General features: G+C 65.8%; 15 protein-coding genes and 1 pseudogene. 7 read left to right on the forward strand and 9 right to left on the reverse strand.

Translation table 11 applies throughout. The features are described 5' to 3' along the window. Nucleotides 1–3: 3 nt before the first annotated feature. The 4 genes from L284_RS43900 to L284_RS43915 form a co-directional block, all read right to left on the reverse strand. The gene (locus tag L284_RS43900) at nt 4–1,155 is read right to left on the reverse strand and encodes a glycosyltransferase (protein WP_021235767.1); all 1,152 of its coding nucleotides are present in this window, start codon (nt 1,153–1,155) and stop codon (nt 4–6) included. After that, on the reverse strand, nt 1,152–2,069 hold the full coding sequence (locus L284_RS43905) for a hypothetical protein (RefSeq protein ID WP_021235768.1): 918 nt from the start codon (nt 2,067–2,069) through the stop codon (nt 1,152–1,154). The genes L284_RS43900 and L284_RS43905 overlap by 4 nt, the downstream gene beginning before the upstream one ends. 25 nt (nt 2,070–2,094) lie before the next feature. Then, on the reverse strand, nt 2,095–3,285 hold the full coding sequence (locus L284_RS43910; RefSeq protein WP_021235769.1) for a glycosyltransferase: 1,191 nt from the start codon (nt 3,283–3,285) through the stop codon (nt 2,095–2,097). A 79-nt stretch (nt 3,286–3,364) separates the two neighbouring features. Then, the gene (locus tag L284_RS43915) at nt 3,365–4,204 is read right to left on the reverse strand and encodes a DUF2334 domain-containing protein (protein WP_021235770.1); all 840 of its coding nucleotides are present in this window, start codon (nt 4,202–4,204) and stop codon (nt 3,365–3,367) included. Nucleotides 4,205–4,460: 256 nt separating this feature from the next. On the opposite strand from L284_RS43915, the gene L284_RS43920 reads away from it, so the two are divergent. Continuing rightward, the gene (locus L284_RS43920; protein ID WP_021235771.1) at nt 4,461–6,242 is read left to right on the forward strand and encodes a DEAD/DEAH box helicase; all 1,782 of its coding nucleotides are present in this window, start codon (nt 4,461–4,463) and stop codon (nt 6,240–6,242) included. A gap of 106 nt (nt 6,243–6,348) precedes the next feature. On the opposite strand, the gene L284_RS43925 is transcribed toward L284_RS43920, so the two are convergent. Further along, nucleotides 6,349–6,804, reverse strand: a complete 456-nt coding sequence (locus L284_RS43925) for a GreA/GreB family elongation factor (protein WP_021235772.1) — start codon at nt 6,802–6,804, stop codon at nt 6,349–6,351. Beyond that, a complete protein-coding gene (locus tag L284_RS43930; protein WP_021235773.1) occupies nt 6,801–8,681 on the reverse strand; it encodes an ABC-F family ATP-binding cassette domain-containing protein in 1,881 nt (626 codons plus the stop codon). Before L284_RS43930 ends, L284_RS43925 begins: the two co-directional genes overlap by 4 nt. Before the next feature lie 225 nt (nt 8,682–8,906). Between L284_RS43930 and L284_RS43935 the strand changes: the two genes are divergently transcribed. From L284_RS43935 to L284_RS43955, 5 genes are all read left to right on the forward strand, one after another. After that, the gene (locus L284_RS43935; protein ID WP_031343053.1) at nt 8,907–9,233 is read left to right on the forward strand and encodes an FtsB family cell division protein; all 327 of its coding nucleotides are present in this window, start codon (nt 8,907–8,909) and stop codon (nt 9,231–9,233) included. A 174-nt stretch (nt 9,234–9,407) separates the two neighbouring features. Then, nucleotides 9,408–10,493, forward strand: coding sequence for a pyruvate dehydrogenase (acetyl-transferring) E1 component subunit alpha (pdhA, locus tag L284_RS43940; RefSeq protein WP_021235775.1), 1,086 nt, complete (start codon nt 9,408–9,410; stop codon nt 10,491–10,493). Beyond that, nucleotides 10,493–11,872, forward strand: coding sequence for a pyruvate dehydrogenase complex E1 component subunit beta (locus L284_RS43945; protein WP_021235776.1), 1,380 nt, complete (start codon nt 10,493–10,495; stop codon nt 11,870–11,872). The genes pdhA and L284_RS43945 overlap by 1 nt, the downstream gene beginning before the upstream one ends. A 118-nt stretch (nt 11,873–11,990) precedes the next feature. Then, entirely contained in the window at nt 11,991–12,671 is a 681-nt protein-coding gene (locus tag L284_RS43950) for a hypothetical protein (protein ID WP_031343055.1), read from the forward strand. Nucleotides 12,672–12,754: 83 nt separating this feature from the next. Next, nucleotides 12,755–13,222 (forward strand): EF-hand domain-containing protein, encoded by a 468-nt coding sequence (locus L284_RS43955; RefSeq protein ID WP_021235778.1) that lies wholly within the window; start codon nt 12,755–12,757, stop codon nt 13,220–13,222. A 155-nt stretch (nt 13,223–13,377) separates the two neighbouring features. On the opposite strand, the gene trmFO is transcribed toward L284_RS43955, so the two are convergent. The 3 genes from trmFO to gyrA form a co-directional block, all read right to left on the reverse strand. After that, on the reverse strand, nt 13,378–14,724 hold the full coding sequence (trmFO, locus tag L284_RS43960) for a methylenetetrahydrofolate--tRNA-(uracil(54)-C(5))-methyltransferase (FADH(2)-oxidizing) TrmFO (RefSeq protein WP_021235779.1): 1,347 nt from the start codon (nt 14,722–14,724) through the stop codon (nt 13,378–13,380). Nucleotides 14,725–14,899: 175 nt separating this feature from the next. Next, nucleotides 14,900–15,244 carry a DUF952 domain-containing protein gene (locus tag L284_RS43965; RefSeq protein WP_021235780.1) on the reverse strand — a complete coding sequence of 115 codons (345 nt, stop codon included), beginning with the start codon at nt 15,242–15,244 and terminating at the stop codon, nt 14,900–14,902. Further along, on the reverse strand, nt 15,241–18,003 hold the full coding sequence (gene gyrA / locus L284_RS43970; RefSeq protein ID WP_152524763.1) for a DNA gyrase subunit A: 2,763 nt from the start codon (nt 18,001–18,003) through the stop codon (nt 15,241–15,243). Before gyrA ends, L284_RS43965 begins: the two co-directional genes overlap by 4 nt. A 348-nt stretch (nt 18,004–18,351) precedes the next feature. On the opposite strand from gyrA, the pseudogene L284_RS43975 reads away from it, so the two are divergent. Next, nucleotides 18,352–18,746, forward strand: a pseudogene (locus L284_RS43975) (hypothetical protein); the annotation flags it as partial.

The following is an 18,746-nucleotide window of genomic DNA, read 5'->3' on the forward strand; positions in this document are numbered from 1 at the left end:
CCATCAGGCCGCTCTGCGTCCTCCCTCGCGGCAGAGAGCGTAGGCAGCGAAAAGCTCCCGGAAGTGTTCATCCATCGATCTTGCCTGTACGGCAGGGCGAGGGCGTTCCCGCACGACCTCCAGGATCGCCGCCGCCGCCGCGTTGCAGTCTGCCGCCGCATATGTCCGCCCCGCGCCGCCGGAGGCATGGTCCGCCGCGCCGCCCGCATCGGGAACGACGACCGGCAGGCCGCTGGCGCGCGCTTCGGCGGCGGTCATGCAGAAAGTCTCCGCTTCGCAGCCATGGACGAGGGCATCCGCACTGGCCATGATCCGGGCGAAGGCGGCGCGGTCGCGTTCCGGCGCGAACAGGCGGACGTGCGGATTGCCGGCGATGTGGCGCAGGATCGTACGCTGTTCGCGCCCTTCGCCCAACATGACCAGGCCGATCGGGCTTTGCTGGCTGGCCAGGCCGACCGCGTCGATGACCATGGGCCAGCGCTTCTCCGGCGCAAGGCGACCCACGGCCAGCAACAGCGCGGCACTTTCGGGCAAGCCGCAGTCCGCCAAGAGCCGGGCGCGCAGCGACCTGTCGCGCAGGGCCGGCGAGAAGCAGCCCGCCTCCACGCCCATTGGGATCGTCACCGTGTGCCGCACGCCGCCCTCGTCCAGGCGGCGCGAGAGGTCGCGGTTGGCGCAGACGACGTGATCGAACTTGCGGCTATGCCGCCGCAGATGCTCCCAGAAGATCGAGAACTGGCGGTCGATCGTCCGGCGCGAGAAGATGTTGCCCAGCCAGCGATAGGCATAAGCGGACAGCGGATCCGCATGCATGACCAGGCTGCGCGGCGCGGCGCCCGGCCAGTTGGCCACCAGCCCGGCGCTGCGCCAGGGCGATGTCGCCTCGACGAAATCGGGCGCTTCGGCATCGAGCGCGGCATAGAGCCGTTCGGCTTCCGCGAAATAGCCGTATTTGCGATCGAGCGGAAAGCGCGGGCTCTTGATCGTCACGATCCTTGCGCCCGGACGGCGCTCTATGACGGCATCTTCGTCGCCGGGAGCGAGGATGACGATCTCGTGCCCGAGCATCGGTCCAATCCGCATCTTCTGTTCCACGTAAGTACGCACCCCGCCGCCCTGGGGCGAGTAGAAGGCGCAGACATCGACGATCTTCATGCCGGTTGCTCCGGTGCGGCGAGATCCCGGATCGCCAAAGCGCCGCCGAGCACGAGGTGGGCCGCCAGGATCAGCCCTGCCATCAGCGTCATCAGGGCGCCGATGTCCTGTTCATGGCCGAGCGCCAGCACCGCCACGCCGGCGAAGAGCAGGTCCTTGTTCGGGATCAGCGGCAGGCGCGACACCAGGAGCCGCAGGGTCGCGAGGAATAGCCACCAGGAAAGCTGCACCTGCGGAAGCACCAGGTGCCACAGCAGGGCATTGAACAGCGTCGTCACGGCGATACGGGCGAGATGCACCTGCGTGATCATCACCAGATCCTGCCGCGGCAGGGTGAAGACCCGGCGCCGGAAGACCATCGCCAGGGCCGAAATGGCCACCAGTACGCCCAGCGACACCGCGACCATCGCCGCATCGACGGCCAGGCGGGCCATGCCCATGATCGGCACGATGATCGCCAGCAGCACCATGGTGACGCCGTTGCCGGTCATGGCCGAAAGGATGGCCACGTCCTTCACGGCCCCGAAAGGCGCAGCATCGAGCGCGACGCGCCGCCGCGCCCAGGTGTAGAAGTAGGCTTCTCCCAGATAACCCAGCAGCAGTTCGTTGTAGACCTTCTTGCGCAGCAGCGCGAGCAGGCCCGATGCCGGGACGCCCCAGAGACGGCGGAAGATCAGCCATTCGCTTGCAGGCGTGACGAAGTAGCTTGCGGCGAACAGCGCCCAGAACAGCGGGCTTGCCGGGAGCATCGCGGAAAGATGCCGCAGATCCAGCCCGCGAGTCTCGTGGAACACGGCTACGATCACGGCCAGCGAGAGCGCCGTGGAGAACAGGACATTGCGGCCGAGGCGCGGACGGCGGTCCTGCGGGACCAGCTGGATGTCGGGTGCCAGGACGGCGGCAGTATCTGTCACGAACGTCTCCGCGAGGGGATCGGAGTCAAAGCGACCGGCGCCAGGGCGCGTGCCGCGCCCAGGTGCTCAGTTCCCGATCGTGACGCCGCCGGCTTTCGCGCTCGCGGCGAAGCGTCATCATCATGTCGATGTAGCGATCGGCGGCGTCCGCCACTTCGTAGCGGGCGGCGATGGTGCGGGCGCGCTGGGCGTCGCCCCTGAACTCGCGGATGCGGGCGAGTCCTTCGGCGAAGGCGGCTTCATCGTCTCGGGGCACAAGCAGTCCCGTCCGGCCGTCTTCCACCAGGCAACGCATGCTGGCGCAGCAATCCGTCGAGAGAACCGGGAGACCTGCGGCAAGAGCCTCCACGACGACGCCCGGAAGCCCTTCGTAATCGGAACTCAGGACGAACGCGTCCGCCTGTTCCAGGAGGGGATCGATGGAGGCGACATGGCCGGCCAGTCTCACGCGATCGGCAATGCCCGATTCGGCGGCAAGCTGTTCGAGAGCGGAGCGTCCAGGGCCTTCGCCGGCTATTGTCAGGGTGTCCGATGGCCGGGCGGCGCGTGCGAAGGCGCGGAGCAGCATGGCGTGGTTCTTCTGCGGAACGAGACGCCCGGCCGTGAGGTAGCGCGTACCCCAGATGGACGGGGCGCGGCGATCGAGCTTGCCCAGGGCCCGCAGGCGCGAGCGCGGAAGGATCGGATTGGCGATCACGTCGATCCGGGACGACGTTGCGCCGGTAGCTTGCCGGATTTCGCGCGCCATGGGTTCCGAAAGCCCGACCAGCCGCTCGAACAGGCGCCCCTGGGCACGCAGCCAGATGCCGTAGCCCTGCCGGAGCAGCGCCGGCATGTCCGGCCGGTGAAACGTATTGCTGACCTTGAGCGCCATGGGCGGTTCATGGTCGCCCAGCAGCAGCTTCATCGCGGCACCGACGACCGCATAAGTGTTTCCCGGAAGGAACAGAACGTCGGCCCGGTGCTCGATCAGATAGCTGTAGAGGCAGTAGACCATCCAGGGGGTTTCCCAAGACGCCGTGGAGAGCCGCGAGGGGATCTGCCAGTAATCCAGCGGCGGCGCGCTCGCGAGGCGATCGCAGCCGGGACGGCCGAGCACGATCGTGACCTGATGACCGGCCCTTTGCCAATGCCCGGCGAGGCCCAGGGCCACGCGTTCCACGCCGCCCGGATCCAGGCTGTGGATGGGTATGACGATCTTCAGCGCGTCCTTCATGCAAATCCCCACGGGACGCTGGACTGCCGGGCGACGCCTGATGGCGGGGCTGTCGAGCTGCTCCTCATGGCGAGGGCTCCTATGGGGCGGCCATGTCGGATTCGTGACGGTGCTGGGTGCGGTCATCGCCCGGACGTGAAAGTGCTGTCAAATCGTCACTATCCGGCACATATCCTCCCAGATCGGCGTAAGCCGAGGGCGCGTGGGTAGCGGCGAAGCGATGCAGCGTCAGGTCGATGCTGGCCAGGAGCGAGGCCTTGGTGACGTCTCCCGGATGCGCCGCGACCCGCACGATCCTGGAGGCCGGCAGCGCGGCTCGGGCGAGGGCGGCAACGGCAAGCGACGATGCGAGGCGCGGGACCGAGCGGCTGGCCCAGGTCACGACCGGGCCGCGCGCCAGGATGCGCTCGTCCGCAGGGCGCCAGACGCGCCAATGATCTTCGGCGATCGGGAAAGCGGCCCGGCGCAGGGCAACGCGCGCGCCTTCTCCGTAGAGCCAGGCCGGCGCGATGAAGCCCGCTGCCGGACGGCCGATGACATCCTCGATCAAGGCCTTGCCGTCCAGCATGCGGGCGAGCGCCGTGGCTGCGTCGAGCCCGAGAAATTCTCCCTCGCCGGCGGTCATGTGCCGGGCCTTGAACTTCGCCGCTCCGCGATGCCGTGCGGTGTCCTTGTGATACCAGCCGTGCACGAACATTTCGATTCCCGCCTCGGCCCAGCCGCGCAGCCGTGCCTTGAACGCCATGTCGCCGGAGAGCGGATGGCATCCCCAATGGTCGGGAACGACAAGCATCGCGAAACGCTGGCTCTCCAGGCGACGTTCGAACATGTCTGCGAGCCGGCTGACCGCCCCTGCGGAACCGGGACCGACGTCATGGATAGAGGCGAGCAGGCGCTTGCGGCGCGGATCTTCGGTCATACTTCGCTCCCTGCACCTCAGGGCGCGGCGTAGAAGCGGTGCATGAAGATCCCATGACGAAAAGCCCGCTATACCGGGCCGCGAACGAAAATTTTCCGCCTGCGCAAGGCCGTTGTTGCCTTTTATGAAATTGGTGCGCGCCAAACGCGAGTTTTTTGTCTATGGAGCGGCGCAAGAAGGGCCCCTTGGGTCGCGCACTCCATATCAGGCCCACTCAGACAGACCGCTTCAGCGGCATAGGACAGATTCGAAACGCATGACTTTTTCCCAGCTCCCCCAACCTCTTTCCGATGCGCTGACCGCGCAGGGTTATGAGAATCTGACCCCGGTCCAGGCCGCCGTCGCCGAAGCCGAGGCGCGTGGGCGCGACCTGGTGGTTTCCGCACAGACCGGCTCCGGCAAGACCGTCGCCTTCGGCATCGCCATGAGCGACGAACTTCTGGCGGACAGCTCCATCCCTTACGCCGAGGCGCCGCTGGCCCTCGCCATCGCCCCCACGCGCGAACTCGCGCAGCAAGTCAGCCGCGAGCTGGAATGGCTCTACGGCAAGACCGGCGCGCGGATCGTTACCTGCGTCGGCGGCATGGACCCGGTGCGTGAGCGCAAGGCCCTCGAACGCGGTGCGACGATCGTCGTCGGCACGCCGGGCCGTCTGCGCGACCACCTGGAGCGCGGCAAGCTCGACCTCTCGGCGCTGCGCGTCGTCGTACTCGACGAGGCCGACGAAATGCTCGACATGGGCTTCCGCGAGGATCTGGAAGAGCTGCTCGACGCCAGCCCCGAAACCCGCCGCACGCTGCTGTTCTCGGCGACGATGCCGCGCCCGATCGAGGCGCTGGCTCGCCGCTACCAGACCGACGCGCTGCGCATTTCCACCGTGAGCGAAAATCGCGGTCATGGCGATATCACCTATCAGGCCGTCACCGTTGCTCCCGCCGACGTTGAAAATGCCGTGGTCAACCTGCTGCGCCTTCACGACGCCGAAACCGCGATCCTGTTCTGCGCCACGCGCGACAACGTGAAGCACCTGCACTCGACCCTGACCGAACGCGGCTTCTCGGCCGTGGCGCTGTCGGGCGAGCATTCGCAGAACGAGCGCAACAATGCGCTCCAGGCGCTGCGCGACAAGCGGGCCCGCGTCTGCGTCGCCACTGACGTCGCCGCGCGCGGCATCGACTTGCCCTCGCTGACGCTGGTGATCCACGTCGAGATCCCGCGCGATGCCGAGACGCTTCAGCACCGCTCTGGCCGCACCGGCCGCGCCGGCAAGAAGGGCACTGCCGTGCTCATCGTGCCGTTCCCGCGCCGTCGCCGCGTCGAAGGCATGCTGCGCGGCGCCCGGATCGAGGCCGAGTGGATCGCTGCGCCGACTCCCGATGTCATCCGTGCGGCCGACCGTGGCCGTCTGATGGAAAAGCTGCTGGCGCCGGTCGAGGCCGATGAGGAAGATCGCGAGATCGCCCGTGAAATTCTTGAAAAGGTCAGCGCGGAAGACCTGGCGGCAGCACTCGTGCGCGCACACCGCGCCGCCATGCCGCAGCCGGAAGAGCTGATCGGCAACAGCCCCGAGGCTCGCGAAGCGCGCCAGCGTCCGGGCTTCGACGACGTCGTGTGGTTCACCATGGACATCGGCCGTCAGCAGAATGCCGATCCGCGTTGGATCCTGCCGCTGCTGTGCCGTCGCGGTCACGTCACCCGCAATGCGGTGGGGCAGATCCGCATCAACAGCAACGAAACCTACTTCCAGATTCCGCGCGCGCAGGCTGACCAGTTCATGCGCTCGGTCGAGCGCACGGCAAACGACGAAAGCGGCGATGTGGAGAACACCATCCGCATCCAGCCAGCCACCGACACGCCGCGCGATGCTGCGCGCGATCGTCGCCGCGAAGGGCCGCAAGGCCGAGGTCGCAAGCCGCATGGCCGTGAAGACGGACCTCGCGGAAACTATCAGCCGCGTCCTACGGGCGGTCCTCGTCAGGAGCGCAGCGGTGGCGGCGGCAAGCCGTTTCACAAGAAGCCCCGCAAGGGCAACTGGTGATCCGGTCTAAGGGTTAAACGAAAAGGCGGAAAAAGGACCCAGTCCCTTTTTCCGCCTTTTCTGTTTTGGAGGTGGGACGCCGGCATGTTCTGCCGCCGTGGGTCCGTCAGGCGAGGCTCAGAACCTCGATCGCCTCTTCCCGCCCGTTGAAGTCTATCAAATCACCCACCTCTGTTCCGAGCAATGCACGGGCGAGGGGAGCGGTGAAGGCAAGGTCCCCCTTGGCCGGATCGGCTTCGTCATGCCCGACGATTCTGACCTCGCGTGTCTTGCCGGACAACGTGAAGCGCACGCGGTGGCCGAACATCGCCCGATCGCCCGACGGCGCCGGTTGAACTTCCGCCGTTGTCAGCCGATTCTTCCAGTAGCGCAGATCGCGCTTTGCCGTATTGAGCGCGGTTTCGTCGGCAAGGGCGGCGACCTGCTCCTCCAGGGCCGCGATCCGCGCCTTCACCAACGCAAGGCCGGCGGCGGTCACGAGATTGGGGCCCGGCGGGATCGGCACTTCGAACTTGGGCTCGAGATGCTCCTCGTCACCGTCGCGCCGGAAGGCGACGCTCACGCCGTCACGCCCATGTACTCGTCCATGGCCTCGCTGGCTGCAAACCAACTCAGTTCGGCCTGTTCCAGTTCCTCGGCCGCCTGGGTGCGGCGCTTGCCGATCTCGCCGATCCCCAGCTTTGCGAGGTCGCCCTTTATCGATGACGGGTCCGCCAGCGCAGCGTCGAGCGCGTCGAGCTGCTGCTGGATCCGCTTCATGCGGGTTTCCGTCTCGGACACCTTCTTGCGCAGGGCCTTCAGTTCTTCCCGCGCGACCGCGCCGTTCTTGCGCGCGGGCTTTCCTTCGACCTGAGCCTTATCACCCGACTTGGGCTGGTTCCGCCCGAGCACGAAGTCGATGTAGTCCTCCATCGAACCCTCGTAGTTCTCGGCGGTGCCCTGATCGACGAGCACCAAGCGGTCCGCCGCCAGTTCGACCATGTGGCGGTCGTGGCTGACCAGGATTACCGCCCCGGCGAAGTCGTTGAGCGCCTGCACCAGTGCCTCGCGGGCATCGACGTCGAGGTGGTTGGTCGGTTCGTCGAGGATCAGCATATGCGGAGCATCGCGGGTCACGAGCGCGAGGGCGAGGCGCGCGCGCTCACCGCCGGACAACGTTCCGATACCTGCCGTGGCCCGGTTGCCGGAAAAGCCGAAGCGGCCAAGCTGCCCGCGCACCGCGACCGGCGGCTTGTCGGTCATGGCCCGCGTCATCAGTTCGAGCGGGGTCGAGTCGGAAGGCAGTTCCTCCACCTGGTACTGGGTGAAGTAGCCGATGCGGATCTTGGGCGAGAAGGACAGCGAACCTTCCATGGGTTCGAGTTGGCGGGCGAGCAGGCGCGCCAGCGTGGTCTTGCCGTTGCCGTTGCGGCCCAGCAGGGCGATGCGGTCCTCCGGATCGATGCGCAGGTTCAGGCGGCGAAGAATAGGCTTCTCCGCCTCGTAGCCCACTGAGGCAAGGTCCAGTGTCACCAAAGGCGGGCGCAGTTCGTCGGGGCTGGGGAAGTCGAAGCTGAGCGACGAATCCTCAGCCATGGCGGCGATCGGCTGCATCTTCGCCAGCATCTTGGCGCGCGACTGGGCCTGCTTGGCGGTGGAGGCGCGCGCGGAATTGCGGGCGACATAGTCGGCCAGTTTCTTGCGCTGCGCGTCCTGATTGGCGCGCGCGGCGGCGGCTTGGGCGGCGCGCTCTGCGCGGATGCGCTCGAAGCTGTCGTACGTGCCGGGGTAGAGGGTGAGCTTGCCCTGCTGCAGATGCAGGATGTGATCGACCACGTTGTTGAGCAGGTCGCGCTCGTGGCTGATCACGATCAGCGTCTTGGGATATGTCTGGAGGAAATTCTCCAGCCAGAGCGTCGCTTCGAGATCGAGGTGGTTAGAGGGTTCGTCGAGCAACAGCACGTCGGGCTGCGAGAACAGCAGGCCGGCCAGGGCCACGCGCATCTTCCAGCCGCCCGAGAAGCTGTCGAGCGGACGGTTCTGCATCTCCTCGTCGAAACCCAGACCGACGAGGATGCGCGCCGCGCGGGCTTCGCCGGTATAGGCGTCGATCGCGATCAGCCGATCGTGCACGTCGCCCAGGCGGTTCGGGTCGGTGCAGGTCTCGGCTTCGGCCAGCAGCGACATGCGCTCGGCGTCGGCGTCGAGAACGGCCTGAAGCGCGCTGCGGTCGCCGGCAGGCGCCTCCTGGGCGATGTAGCCGAGGCGCGCGCGGCGCGGCATTTCGATGGAACCTTCGTCGGGCTCAAGCTCGCCGATGATGGCCTTCACGAGCGTGGACTTGCCCGCGCCGTTGCGGCCGATCAGGCCGACCTTGCCGTCCTTGGGAATCGTGGCAGCGGCCTGGTCGAGAATGGTACGCCCGCCAAGGCGAACGGTGATGTCGCGGATCGTCAGCATCGGGAGCGCCTAGAGGATTTTGCGCGCGGTTGGAAACATCTTCCGGTCTCACGCTATAAAGGGCTGTGTTCACCGGTTAACGCCCGGAAGAGCTGCGCTGAAGTTATCAACACCAATATGCCCGGTATTGCGATGACAGGCTCCGTTACGGCCTGTTCCGCCGCCCGGCGAATCGGTTATCAATTCGCTTGCAACGTGGAATCACTTATGATTCTATCGCTTTTCATGAGGTCCAACTCTTCCGCCATGCGCCAGGACGCCAGCCTTGCCAAGGAACGCCTGATTCAGGGTGTCGCGCTTGCGTTGCTCCTGTTGATGGGGGCCTTCGTGATCGCCGGACCCAGCGGGCTGATCGCCTGGACGGAGAACCAGCACATGCTGGAAGAGCGCCGGGCCAAGCTGGCCGAACTTCGCCTGGCCCGCGATCATCTGAAGAACCGGGTCGGCCTGCTCGACCAGAACCATGTCGATCCCGATCTGGCCGGCGAATTGCTGCGCAGCAACCTCAACGTCGTGCGGCCCGACGAAATGGTGATGATGCTCGACAAGTAGGGCGGGTTTGGGAGAGGCGAAGTCTCTGCCCGACCTTCCATTTATGGCCACTCTGTTGCGGGCGGCCATAATTTTTGTGCCACCTGCGGCAAATTTCCTTCATCGCGCTTTCGATTTCCGCTGGGCGTCCTATAAGCGGCCGGAAATCAATCGCACCAACGATGGGGAGCCCCGTTGCCCAAAGCAAAGATTGACGCCGAGTCCGGCGCCGCGCCAGCCGTAACACCGGCACAGGACGAAGACTTCGCGCTGCACAGCCTCCAGGAGGCCCTCGCGGCCGACCGGCGCTACACGCCGAACAAGGAAGAGCTTCTCAACCTTTACGAGCAGATGGTTCTCATCCGCCGCTTCGAAGAGCGCGCAGGCCAGCTTTACGGCCTGGGCCTGATCGGCGGTTTCTGCCACCTCTACATCGGCCAGGAAGCCGTTGCCGTGGGCCTGCAGTCCGCGCTCGATTCCAACCGCGACTCGGTGATCACAGGCTATCGCGACCATGGCCACATGCTTGCCTATGGTATCGACCCGAAGGTGATCATGGCCGAACTGACCGGTCGCGAAGCCGGTATCTCGCGTGGCAAGGGCGGTTCCATGCACATGTTCAGCGTGGAGCATAAGTTCTACGGCGGACATGGCATCGTCGGTGCGCAAGTGTCGCTCGGCGCCGGTCTTGCCTTCGCGCACAAGTACCGCGAAGACGGCGGCGTCGCGATGGCCTACTTCGGCGACGGCGCGGCCAACCAGGGCCAGGTCTACGAGAGCTTCAACATGGCGGCCCTCTGGAAGCTGCCGATCATCTTCGTGATCGAGAACAACGGTTACGCGATGGGCACTGCCGTGAAGCGCGGCTCGGCCGAGACGCACTTCTATCGCCGCGGCACCGCGTTCCGAATTCCCGGCATGCAGGTGGACGGCATGGATGTGCTCGAAGTCCGCAAGGCCGCCGAAGTGGCGCTGGAATATGTCCGCGCGGGCAACGGTCCGGTGCTCATGGAACTGAACACCTATCGTTATCGCGGTCACTCGATGTCTGACCCCGCGAAGTACCGCAGCCGTGAGGAAGTGCAGGACGTTCGCGAAAAGCGCGATCCGATCGAGCATGTGAAGCAGGATCTCGCCGCCCTCGGCGTGGACGAAGCCGCGCTCAAGGAAATCGACAAGCGCGTGCGCGCGCAAGTCGCCGAATCGGCCGACTTCGCGGAAAGCTCTCCCGAGCCGGCACCCTCTGAACTCTATACTGACGTCCTGGTGGAGCGCTACTGATGGCGATCGAACTGAAGATGCCGGCGCTCTCTCCGACGATGGAAGAGGGCAAGCTCGCCCGCTGGCTGGTGAAGGAAGGCGACGAAGTCGCTTCCGGCGATATCCTCGCCGAAATCGAGACCGACAAGGCGACGATGGAATTCGAAGCCGTCGACGAAGGCACCGTCGGCAAGATCCTGGTGGCCGAAGGCACCGAGGGCGTGAAGGTCGGCACGGTCATTGCCGTGCTCGCCGGTGAAGGCGAGGACGCTTCGGCGATTTCGGCTCCGGCTCCGAAGTCGGAAGCGGCCGAAGCGCAGTCCGACGCGTCGCAGAACAAGCCTGCCGACACGGGCACCGCCCAGCTGGTGGCCGACGTTCAGACGAAGAAGGACCCGGAAGTCCCTCACGGCACCAACATGAAGACCTCGACCGTCCGCGAAGCCCTGCGCGACGCCATGGCTGAGGAAATGCGCCGCGACGACCGCGTCTTCGTGATGGGCGAGGAAGTCGCCGAGTACCAGGGCGCCTACAAGGTGACCCAGGGACTGCTCGAAGAGTTCGGTGCCCAGCGCGTGATCGACACGCCGATCACCGAATACGGCTTCGCCGGTATCGGTACCGGCGCCGCCATGGGCGGTCTGCGTCCGGTCATCGAGTTCATGACGTTCAACTTCGCCATGCAGGCGATCGACCACATCATCAACTCGGCCGCCAAGACCAACTACATGTCGGGCGGCCAGATGCGCTGCCCTATCGTGTTCCGTGGCCCCAACGGCGCGGCGGCCCGCGTCGGCGCGCAGCACTCGCAGAACTACGGTCCGTGGTATGCCAACGTGCCGGGTCTGGTAGTGATCGCGCCTTATGACGCTTCGGACGCCAAGGGTTTGCTCAAGGCTGCGATCCGTAGCGACGACCCGGTCGTGTTCCTCGAAAACGAACTGGTCTACGGTCGGTCGTTCGAACTGCCCGAACTCGACGATCACGTCCTGCCCATCGGCAAGGCGCGCATCATGCGGGAAGGCAAGGACGTGACCATCGTGTCCTACTCGATCGGCGTCGGCCTCGCGCTCGAAGCGGCCGAGCAACTCGCGGGTGAAGGCATCGATGCTGAAGTGATCGATTTGCGCACCCTGCGTCCGCTCGACAAGGAAACGGTGCTCGCCAGCCTCGCCAAGACCAATCGCATGGTCGTGGCCGAGGAAGGCTTCCCGGTCTGCTCGATCGCTTCCGAGATCATCGCGATCTGCATGGAAGATGGCTTCGACGACCTCGATGCTCCGGTCGTGCGCGTCTGCAACGAGGACGTGCCGCTGCCTTACGCGGCCAACCTCGAAAAGCTGGCGCTGATCGACACGCCGCGCATCGTCGAGGCGGTTCGCAAGGTCTGCTACCGCTAAGATCTTGGCGCGGGTCGCAGCACCATAGCCGATTGATGAGACGGCGGCGAAGCGCAGGCTTCGCCGCCGTCTTGCGTTACAGGCTTGCGCGATGGACCCGGAGGTCTAGAGAAGCCGGGTGTCCGAACCAAGTACCCCCGAAATCCGCCCCGAAGACCTGCTTATGCCGGCTCTGCCGCAGACGATGCGGCTCGCGCTGGCCTATGCGCCTGCTTCTGCGCGCCTGCCGACGCTGGCGTTGCTGGCGCTGGACCAGCGGCTTGCCGGACTGCTGCGCCACTCCCGCGAGCCGATGATGGCGCAGATACGCCTCGCCTGGTGGCGGGAAACTTTGGACCGTGATGCGGCCGAATGGCCGCAGGGCGAACCGCTGCTGGCGGCGCTGCGGAGCTGGAACGGAGAACATCGCGCTTTGGTCGCCCTTGTCGATGGATGGGAAGCGCTCACCGGAGAGGCGCCGCTTGGGCCGGAAGCGTTGGAAGAGATGGTGAATGGGCGTGCGGCTGCCTTCGCCGGGCTTGCTCGAGCGCTCGGTCGTCAGCGCGAGGCGGAAGCGGCGGGCTCTGTGGGGCGGCGGTGGGCCTTGGCCGACCTTGCCACGAAGCTCAACCATCCCGGCGAAAGCGTGATCGTGCGCCGCCTTGCGCAAGCCGAGACGGGACGGACGGCCCGTGTCTCGCGGGCGTTGAGGCCACTCGCGGTCCTTGAGGGGCTGGCACGGGACAATCTGGCGAACGGGGGACAAGGCTCGGCCCGCACAGTGCTCAAGGCCCTGCGCATTGGCCTGCTCGGGCGCTGAATTAACCCGGATAACAGACATGTAATTTCCCTGACGAGCGTGGCTCGGGAGATAAGCCGCGCGCGAACTCAGGGAGATCGGCAATGCAGCGCTTCATCCTCGGCGGTGTCACGGCACTCGTGATGCTGTCGATCGGGCTGTTCTGGTGGCAGGGAAGGGCGGAAGTGGAACAGGGTGCGCCGCTGCCGCAAGCCGTGGTCGCCGCGCCCGATCCGCAGGAGATACCCAGCACCGGTCCGGGCGATTTCGAAGGACCCGAGCTGCCCGAAGCGACCGAGCAGACGCGCGAGCAGCGCCGCTTCGGCCGCTACGACCGCGATCGCGACGGACGAATTACGCGCAACGAGATGCTCTCGACGCGGGTCGATGCCTTCCGCAAGCTCGACAAGGACGGCAACAATCTATTGACCTTCGAGGAGTGGGCGGTGGCGACCGTCACCCGGTTCGAAGATGCCGATACGAACCGGGACCAGTGGCTGTCGCCTGCCGAGTTCCGCAGGACGGCACCGCCGTCGGCCAAGACGAAGCCAAAGTGCAGCTGCAAATCCTGACCCGGAAAGAGCCTTCCGCACCTTCGTCATCCCTGAGTTGATCCGGGACGGGGGTCGGTCTTCAGGCGCGACCTTGCGCGGCGCGCGTCGGGAAACCCGCCCCTGAAGATCGGCGGTCCCGGATCGGGTCCGGGCCGAGCGATGGTACGGGACCTTCAGCCCGCAGGCAGGCTATCCAGCCAAGGCGCGATTTCGTGCTTGGCGCGCTCGGTATAGGCTTCCTTGCGCTGCTTCTTCTTCACATCGTGAAGGGGCGGGAAGAGGCCGAAGTTGACGTTCATCGGCTGATAGCTCTCCGCCTCGGCGTCGCCGGTGATGTGCGAGAGCAGGGCGCCGAGAGCGGTCGTGCGCGGCGGGGCCTGCCAGTCGCGCCCGGCAAGCTGGGTTGCAGTCATCAGGCCTGCCATCAGGCCGACAGCGGCGCTTTCGACATAGCCTTCGCAGCCTGTAATCTGCCCGGCGAAGCGGACGTGCGGCGCGGTCTTGAGGCGCAGCTGGCGGTCCAGCAGCACCGGCGAGTTGATGAAGGTGTTGCGGTGCAGCCCTCCAAGCCGCGCAAATTCGGCATTTTCGAGACCCGGAATGGTGCGGAACAGGCGCACCTGCTCGGCGTGCTTGAGCTTGGTCTGGAACCCGACCATGTTCCACAGCGTGCCGAGCTTGTTATCCTGCCGCAGCTGGACGACCGCATAGGCCCAGCGGCCCTTGGGATGCTCCTCGGTTGCCCAATGCGGATTGTCGAGGCCCACCGGCTTCATCGGCCCGAACCGCAGCGTTTCGACGCCGCGTTCGGCCATGACCTCGATGGGCATGCAACCGTCGAAATACGGCGTGTCGGCCTCCCATTCCTTGAAAGCGGTTTTCTCGCCTTCGAGGAGCGCCTGATGGAAGGCCAGGTACTGGTCTTTGTCCATCGGGCAGTTGATGTAGTCCTTGGTCTCCCCCTTATCCCACCGCGAGGCCATCCAGCACACGTCCATGTCGATGCTCTCGCGGTAGACGATGGGGGCGATGGCATCGAAGAAAGCCAGGCTATCCGAGCCTGTAGCCCGGCCGATGCTACCGGCGAGCGAATCCGCCGTCAGCGGTCCGGTCGCGACGATGGTGGTGCCGCTTTCCGGCAGGGTGTCGATCCGCTCGCGCACGATCTCGACGTTGGGCAATGCGGAGAGGCGGGCTTCGACTTCGGCAGAGAACACGTCACGATCGACCGCGAGCGCGGTACCTGCGGGGACCTGCGCCTTCCCGGCCGCCGCCATGATCAGCGAATCGCAGCGACGCATTTCCTCATGGAGCAGGCCGACCGCGTTCTTCTCGTGATCGTCGGAGCGGAACGAATTGGAGCAGACCAGTTCGGCCAGCCCGTCGCCCTGATGTGCCGGACTGCGTTCGCCGGTCCCGCGCATTTCCGAAAGGCGAACGCGGAAACCGCGCCGCCCGAGCTGCCAGGCCGCTTCGCTGCCGGCGAGGCCGCCGCCGATGATGTGGACGTCTTGTGTCATGGCGCCAGCGCCTAGACCTTTGCGCGCCGTCAGGGAAGGGCGCGCGGACTCATGAGTCTTCTTCGCTCGTCGTTGCGAGGAGGCGAAGCCGACGCGGCAATCCGGAACGGCTCGCTGGCTTGCTTCGCTACGCTCGCAATGACGAGGGAGTCGTGGATACTCGCGCGCGCCGAAGTCAGCTGCCGGGCAGGATCAGCTTTCCAGCGGAATTTCGCTCGACCGGGCCATGGGCGATCACGGCCGAGAGCGGCAGGTCGGCGTAGATATGCGGAAACCGCGCGCCGCCGCGCGAGACTTCCCACTTCACGCTGTCGCCCAGCGCGGCGAGGTCCACGGCGGCGATGCCGAGCCCGGTCTGACCTGCGAAGTGCTTGTCCAGCGTCTCCTGCGCCTGATCGGCAGTCGACATGTGGATGTAGCCGTCAGCCAGATCGATCGGCGCACCGGTGAAGGTCCCGTCGGAGAGCAGCGTTTGCAGCTGCTCTCCGGTCAGGATCTTGTAGGCGACGGCATCGGTCACGCTTCGGTGTCCGGCGCGTCCGCTTCCGGCGATCCGGAGTCCACGGCCGGAGTCTCAGGCGACGCTTCGCCCTCGATCGCGGCTTCGATGATTTCCTCTTCCGAAGGCTCGTCGAGGCGAACGGCGCTGACGACGTGTTCGTTGTTCGAGACGTTGAACAGGCGCACGCCTGCCGAGCCACGGCCGATCACGCGCAGCGATTCGAGCGGCAGGCGGATCAGCTTGGCCTGATCGGTCACCAGCATGAGCTGGTCCGCGCGGCTTGCGGGGAAGCTGGCGACGACCGGGCCATTGCGATCGATGTTGTCGATATTGGTGATGCCCTGACCACCGCGGCCGGTGCGGCGATACTCGTAAGCCGAGGACAGCTTGCCGTAGCCGTTGGCGCAGACCGTAAGGATGAACTGCTCCTTCTCGACCAGGTAGGCGAGGCGCTCGGCGTCCAGCGTGCTCTCGCCGTCCTTCTCACCCTTCCAGGGTGCGAAGCGGAGGTAGGCTTCGCGCTCGTCCTGATCCTTCATGCCGACGCGGTGGAGGATCGAAAGCGAGATGACTTCGTCTCCTTCCTTCAGCGTCATGGCCTTGACGCCGGTGGAGGTCCGGCTCGCGAATTCGCGGACGAGGTCGCCGGCGAAGCGGATGGCCTTGCCCTGGCGGCTTGCCAAAAGCACGTCGTCGGAATGGCTCAGCAGGGCCACGCCGATCAGGCGATCCTGGCTGTCCTCTTCGAAGCGCATCGCGAACTTGCCGTTGGAGGGGATGTTCGCGAAGGCATCCATGGCGTTGCGGCGCACGTTGCCCTTGGCGGTGGCGAAGACGACGGAGAGCCTGCTCCACTCGTTTTCGTCTTCCGGCAGCGGCAGCACGGTCTGGATCGTCTCGTCCTTGTCCAGCGAGGGCAGGAGGTTGACGATCGGGCGTCCGCGTGTGGTCGGGCCGCCTTCCGGCAGCTTGTAGACCTTGAGGCGATAGACCTTGCCGGCGGTCGAGAAGAACAGCACCGGGTTGTGGGTGGAGGTCACGAACATCGTCGTGACGACGTCCTCGTCCTTGGTCGCCATGCCCGCGCGCCCCTTGCCGCCGCGCGCCTGGGCGCGGAACGTCGAGAGCGGCGTGCGCTTGATGTAACCGTCCATGGTGACGGTCACGACCATCTCCTCGCGCTCGATCAGGTCCTCGTCCTCGATGCCGTCGGCGGCGCCGGTGAGCTGCGAGACGCGCGGCGTGGCGTAGAGTTCGCGCACGGCCACCAGTTCCTCGCGCATGACCCCGTAGAGCTTCACGCGGTCGGCGAGGATCGAGAGATATTCCTCGATCGCGGCGGCCAGTTCCTTCAGCTCGTCGCCGATCTCGTCGCGGCCGAGCGCCGTCAGGCGGTGCAGGCGCAGGTCGAGGATGGCCTTCACCTGAATTTCGGACAGGCGATAAGTGCCGCCGTCCTGCTCGGCACTGGGCTCGATCGCCTCGACGAGGCGGATATAGGGGGCGATGTCGCCGATCGGCCATTCCTTGGCCAGCAGGCGTCCGCGGGCTTCCGCCGGGTTCGAGGCGCCGCGGATGATCTTGACGACTTCGTCTAGGTTCGAGACCGCCACGACCAGGCCGAGCAAGATATGCGCACGGTCGCGCGCCTTGTTCAGCTCGAACTTGGTGCGGCGGGTGATGACCTCTTCACGGAACTGGATGAAGGCCTGGAGGAAGTCCCGCAGGTTCATCACTTCCGGGCGGCCGCCCTTGATCGCCAGCATGTTGGCGGCGAAATTCGACTGTGCCGGGGTGTTCCGCCAGATCTGGTTGAGCACGACTTCCGGAGTGGCATCGCGCTTGAGATCGACGACGACGCGGACGCCTTCGCGGTTCGATTCGTCGCGGATGTCGGAAATGCCCTCGATCCGCTTTTCCTTCGCGGCCTCGGCGATCTTCTCGACGAGGTTCGACTTGCCGACCTGATAGGGAATCGAGGTGAGAACGATCGAGCGGCGGTCGCCGCGGCCTTCCTCGATCTCGTGGCGGCAGCGCATGATGATCGAGCCGCGGCCCGTCATGTAGGCATTGCGGGCGCCGCCCTGGCCGAGGATCAGCGGGCCGGTGGGGAAGTCCGGCCCGGGGATGATCTGGATCAGGTCCTCGATCGTGGTGGCCGGATTGTCGATCATGGCCAGGCAGCCGTCGATCACTTCGCCCAGGTTGTGCGGCGGAATGTTCGTGGCCATGCCGACCGCGATGCCGCCCGCGCCGTTCACCAGCAGGTTCGGGAAGCGCGCGGGAAGCACGGTCGGCTCGCTTTCGGAGCCGTCGTAGTTGTCGGCGAAATCGACGGTGTTCTTGTCGATATCGGCCAGCAGCTCGTTCGCGACCTTATCGAGGCGTGCCTCCGTGTAACGCATGGCCGCTGGCGGATCGGGATCCATCGAACCGAAGTTGCCCTGGCCGTCGATCAGCGGAAGGCGCATCGACCACGGCTGCGTCAGGCGCGCCAATGCATCGTAGATCGCGCTGTCGCCATGGGGGTGATACTTACCCATGACGTCGCCGACGATGCGGCTCGACTTGCGGTAGGGACGACCAGCGACGTAGCCCGCTTCCTGGCAGGCATAGAGAATGCGGCGGTGGACCGGCTTCAGGCCGTCGCGCACGTCGGGCAGGGCGCGGCTCACGATCACGCTCATCGCGTAATCGAGATAGCTCGTCTTCATCTCATCGACGATGTCGATGCGGGTATATTCGCCTTCGGGACCGATGTGCTCGGGGCCGTTCATGTCGGTGTCGTCGCTCACGCGCTGGATCGTTCGTTGCTGCGGGACAAAGGGTGATGGATCGCCCTAGGACATGCGTCCGGGGAAAGCCACATGATCAGCGGGGCGGCACCGGCCTTGCGAGGATTTTTCCACACTTATGGGGCAGGGGGAGCGCAGCCGCCGCCCTGACGGTCCTTGGGAACCGGCAAGCCTGCGGTGAATTGCATTCAAACAGCGTTAAGTGGCGAGGTTCTAATTGCGCCATCAGGTTGCCAAGCGGCCGTTTCCCGGCCAAACCGGCAACACCGGTTTCAGGAGATCGCGTCTTTCCGGCGGGTCTTCGAAGTGTCTTTATGAGGAGTGGCCTGAATGGCTCGCAAGTTCCTGATTTCCCGTATTGCCCTGGCCGTGGCCATGACGGGCGGCATCGCCGCGGCAGCCGCGCCGACGATGGTGGCCGCCAAGGAAAAGGCGCCTGCCAAGGCGACCTTCTCGAAGGAATATGCCGCTGTGGCCGCGCCGGTCGACAAGGCGATCGCGGACTCGAAGGCGAATGCCGCCGTGCAGGCCGCTTCGCAAAAGGCCCAGGCCGCCAAGACGGATGCCGAGAAGGCTGCGGCCAAGGCAGAAGTCGACGCGGCGATGGGCGGCGTGCTGGCCCAGCTCCAGACGGCCGAAGCACAGGCCACCCAGCCCTTCGACAAGCTGAAGCAGGGCGAGATGACCCGCAACGTGGGCGTTCTGATGAACGACCCGGCGATGCA

The sequence above is a fragment of the Novosphingobium lindaniclasticum LE124 genome, from assembly GCF_000445125.1.
Lineage (GTDB): Bacteria > Pseudomonadota > Alphaproteobacteria > Sphingomonadales > Sphingomonadaceae > Novosphingobium > Novosphingobium lindaniclasticum.

Bases quoted from the DNA above. Each gene is read 5' to 3' on its own strand.
- trmFO (WP_021235779.1), bottom strand. From the start codon at position 14,724: ATGACACAAGACGTCCACATCATCGGCGGCGGCCTCGCCGGCAGCGAA.
- L284_RS43935 (WP_031343053.1), top strand. From the start codon at position 8,907: ATGAGGTCCAACTCTTCCGCCATGCGCCAGGACGCCAGCCTTGCCAAG.
- L284_RS43930 (WP_021235773.1), bottom strand. From the start codon at position 8,681: ATGCTGACGATCCGCGACATCACCGTTCGCCTTGGCGGGCGTACCATT.
- L284_RS43920 (WP_021235771.1), top strand. From the start codon at position 4,461: ATGACTTTTTCCCAGCTCCCCCAACCTCTTTCCGATGCGCTGACCGCG.
- gyrA (WP_152524763.1), bottom strand. From the start codon at position 18,003: ATGAACGGCCCCGAGCACATCGGTCCCGAAGGCGAATATACCCGCATC.
- L284_RS43900 (WP_021235767.1), bottom strand. From the start codon at position 1,155: ATGAAGATCGTCGATGTCTGCGCCTTCTACTCGCCCCAGGGCGGCGGG.
- L284_RS43910 (WP_021235769.1), bottom strand. From the start codon at position 3,285: ATGAAGGACGCGCTGAAGATCGTCATACCCATCCACAGCCTGGATCCG.
- L284_RS43955 (WP_021235778.1), top strand. From the start codon at position 12,755: ATGCAGCGCTTCATCCTCGGCGGTGTCACGGCACTCGTGATGCTGTCG.
- L284_RS43945 (WP_021235776.1), top strand. From the start codon at position 10,493: ATGGCGATCGAACTGAAGATGCCGGCGCTCTCTCCGACGATGGAAGAG.
- L284_RS43915 (WP_021235770.1), bottom strand. From the start codon at position 4,204: ATGACCGAAGATCCGCGCCGCAAGCGCCTGCTCGCCTCTATCCATGAC.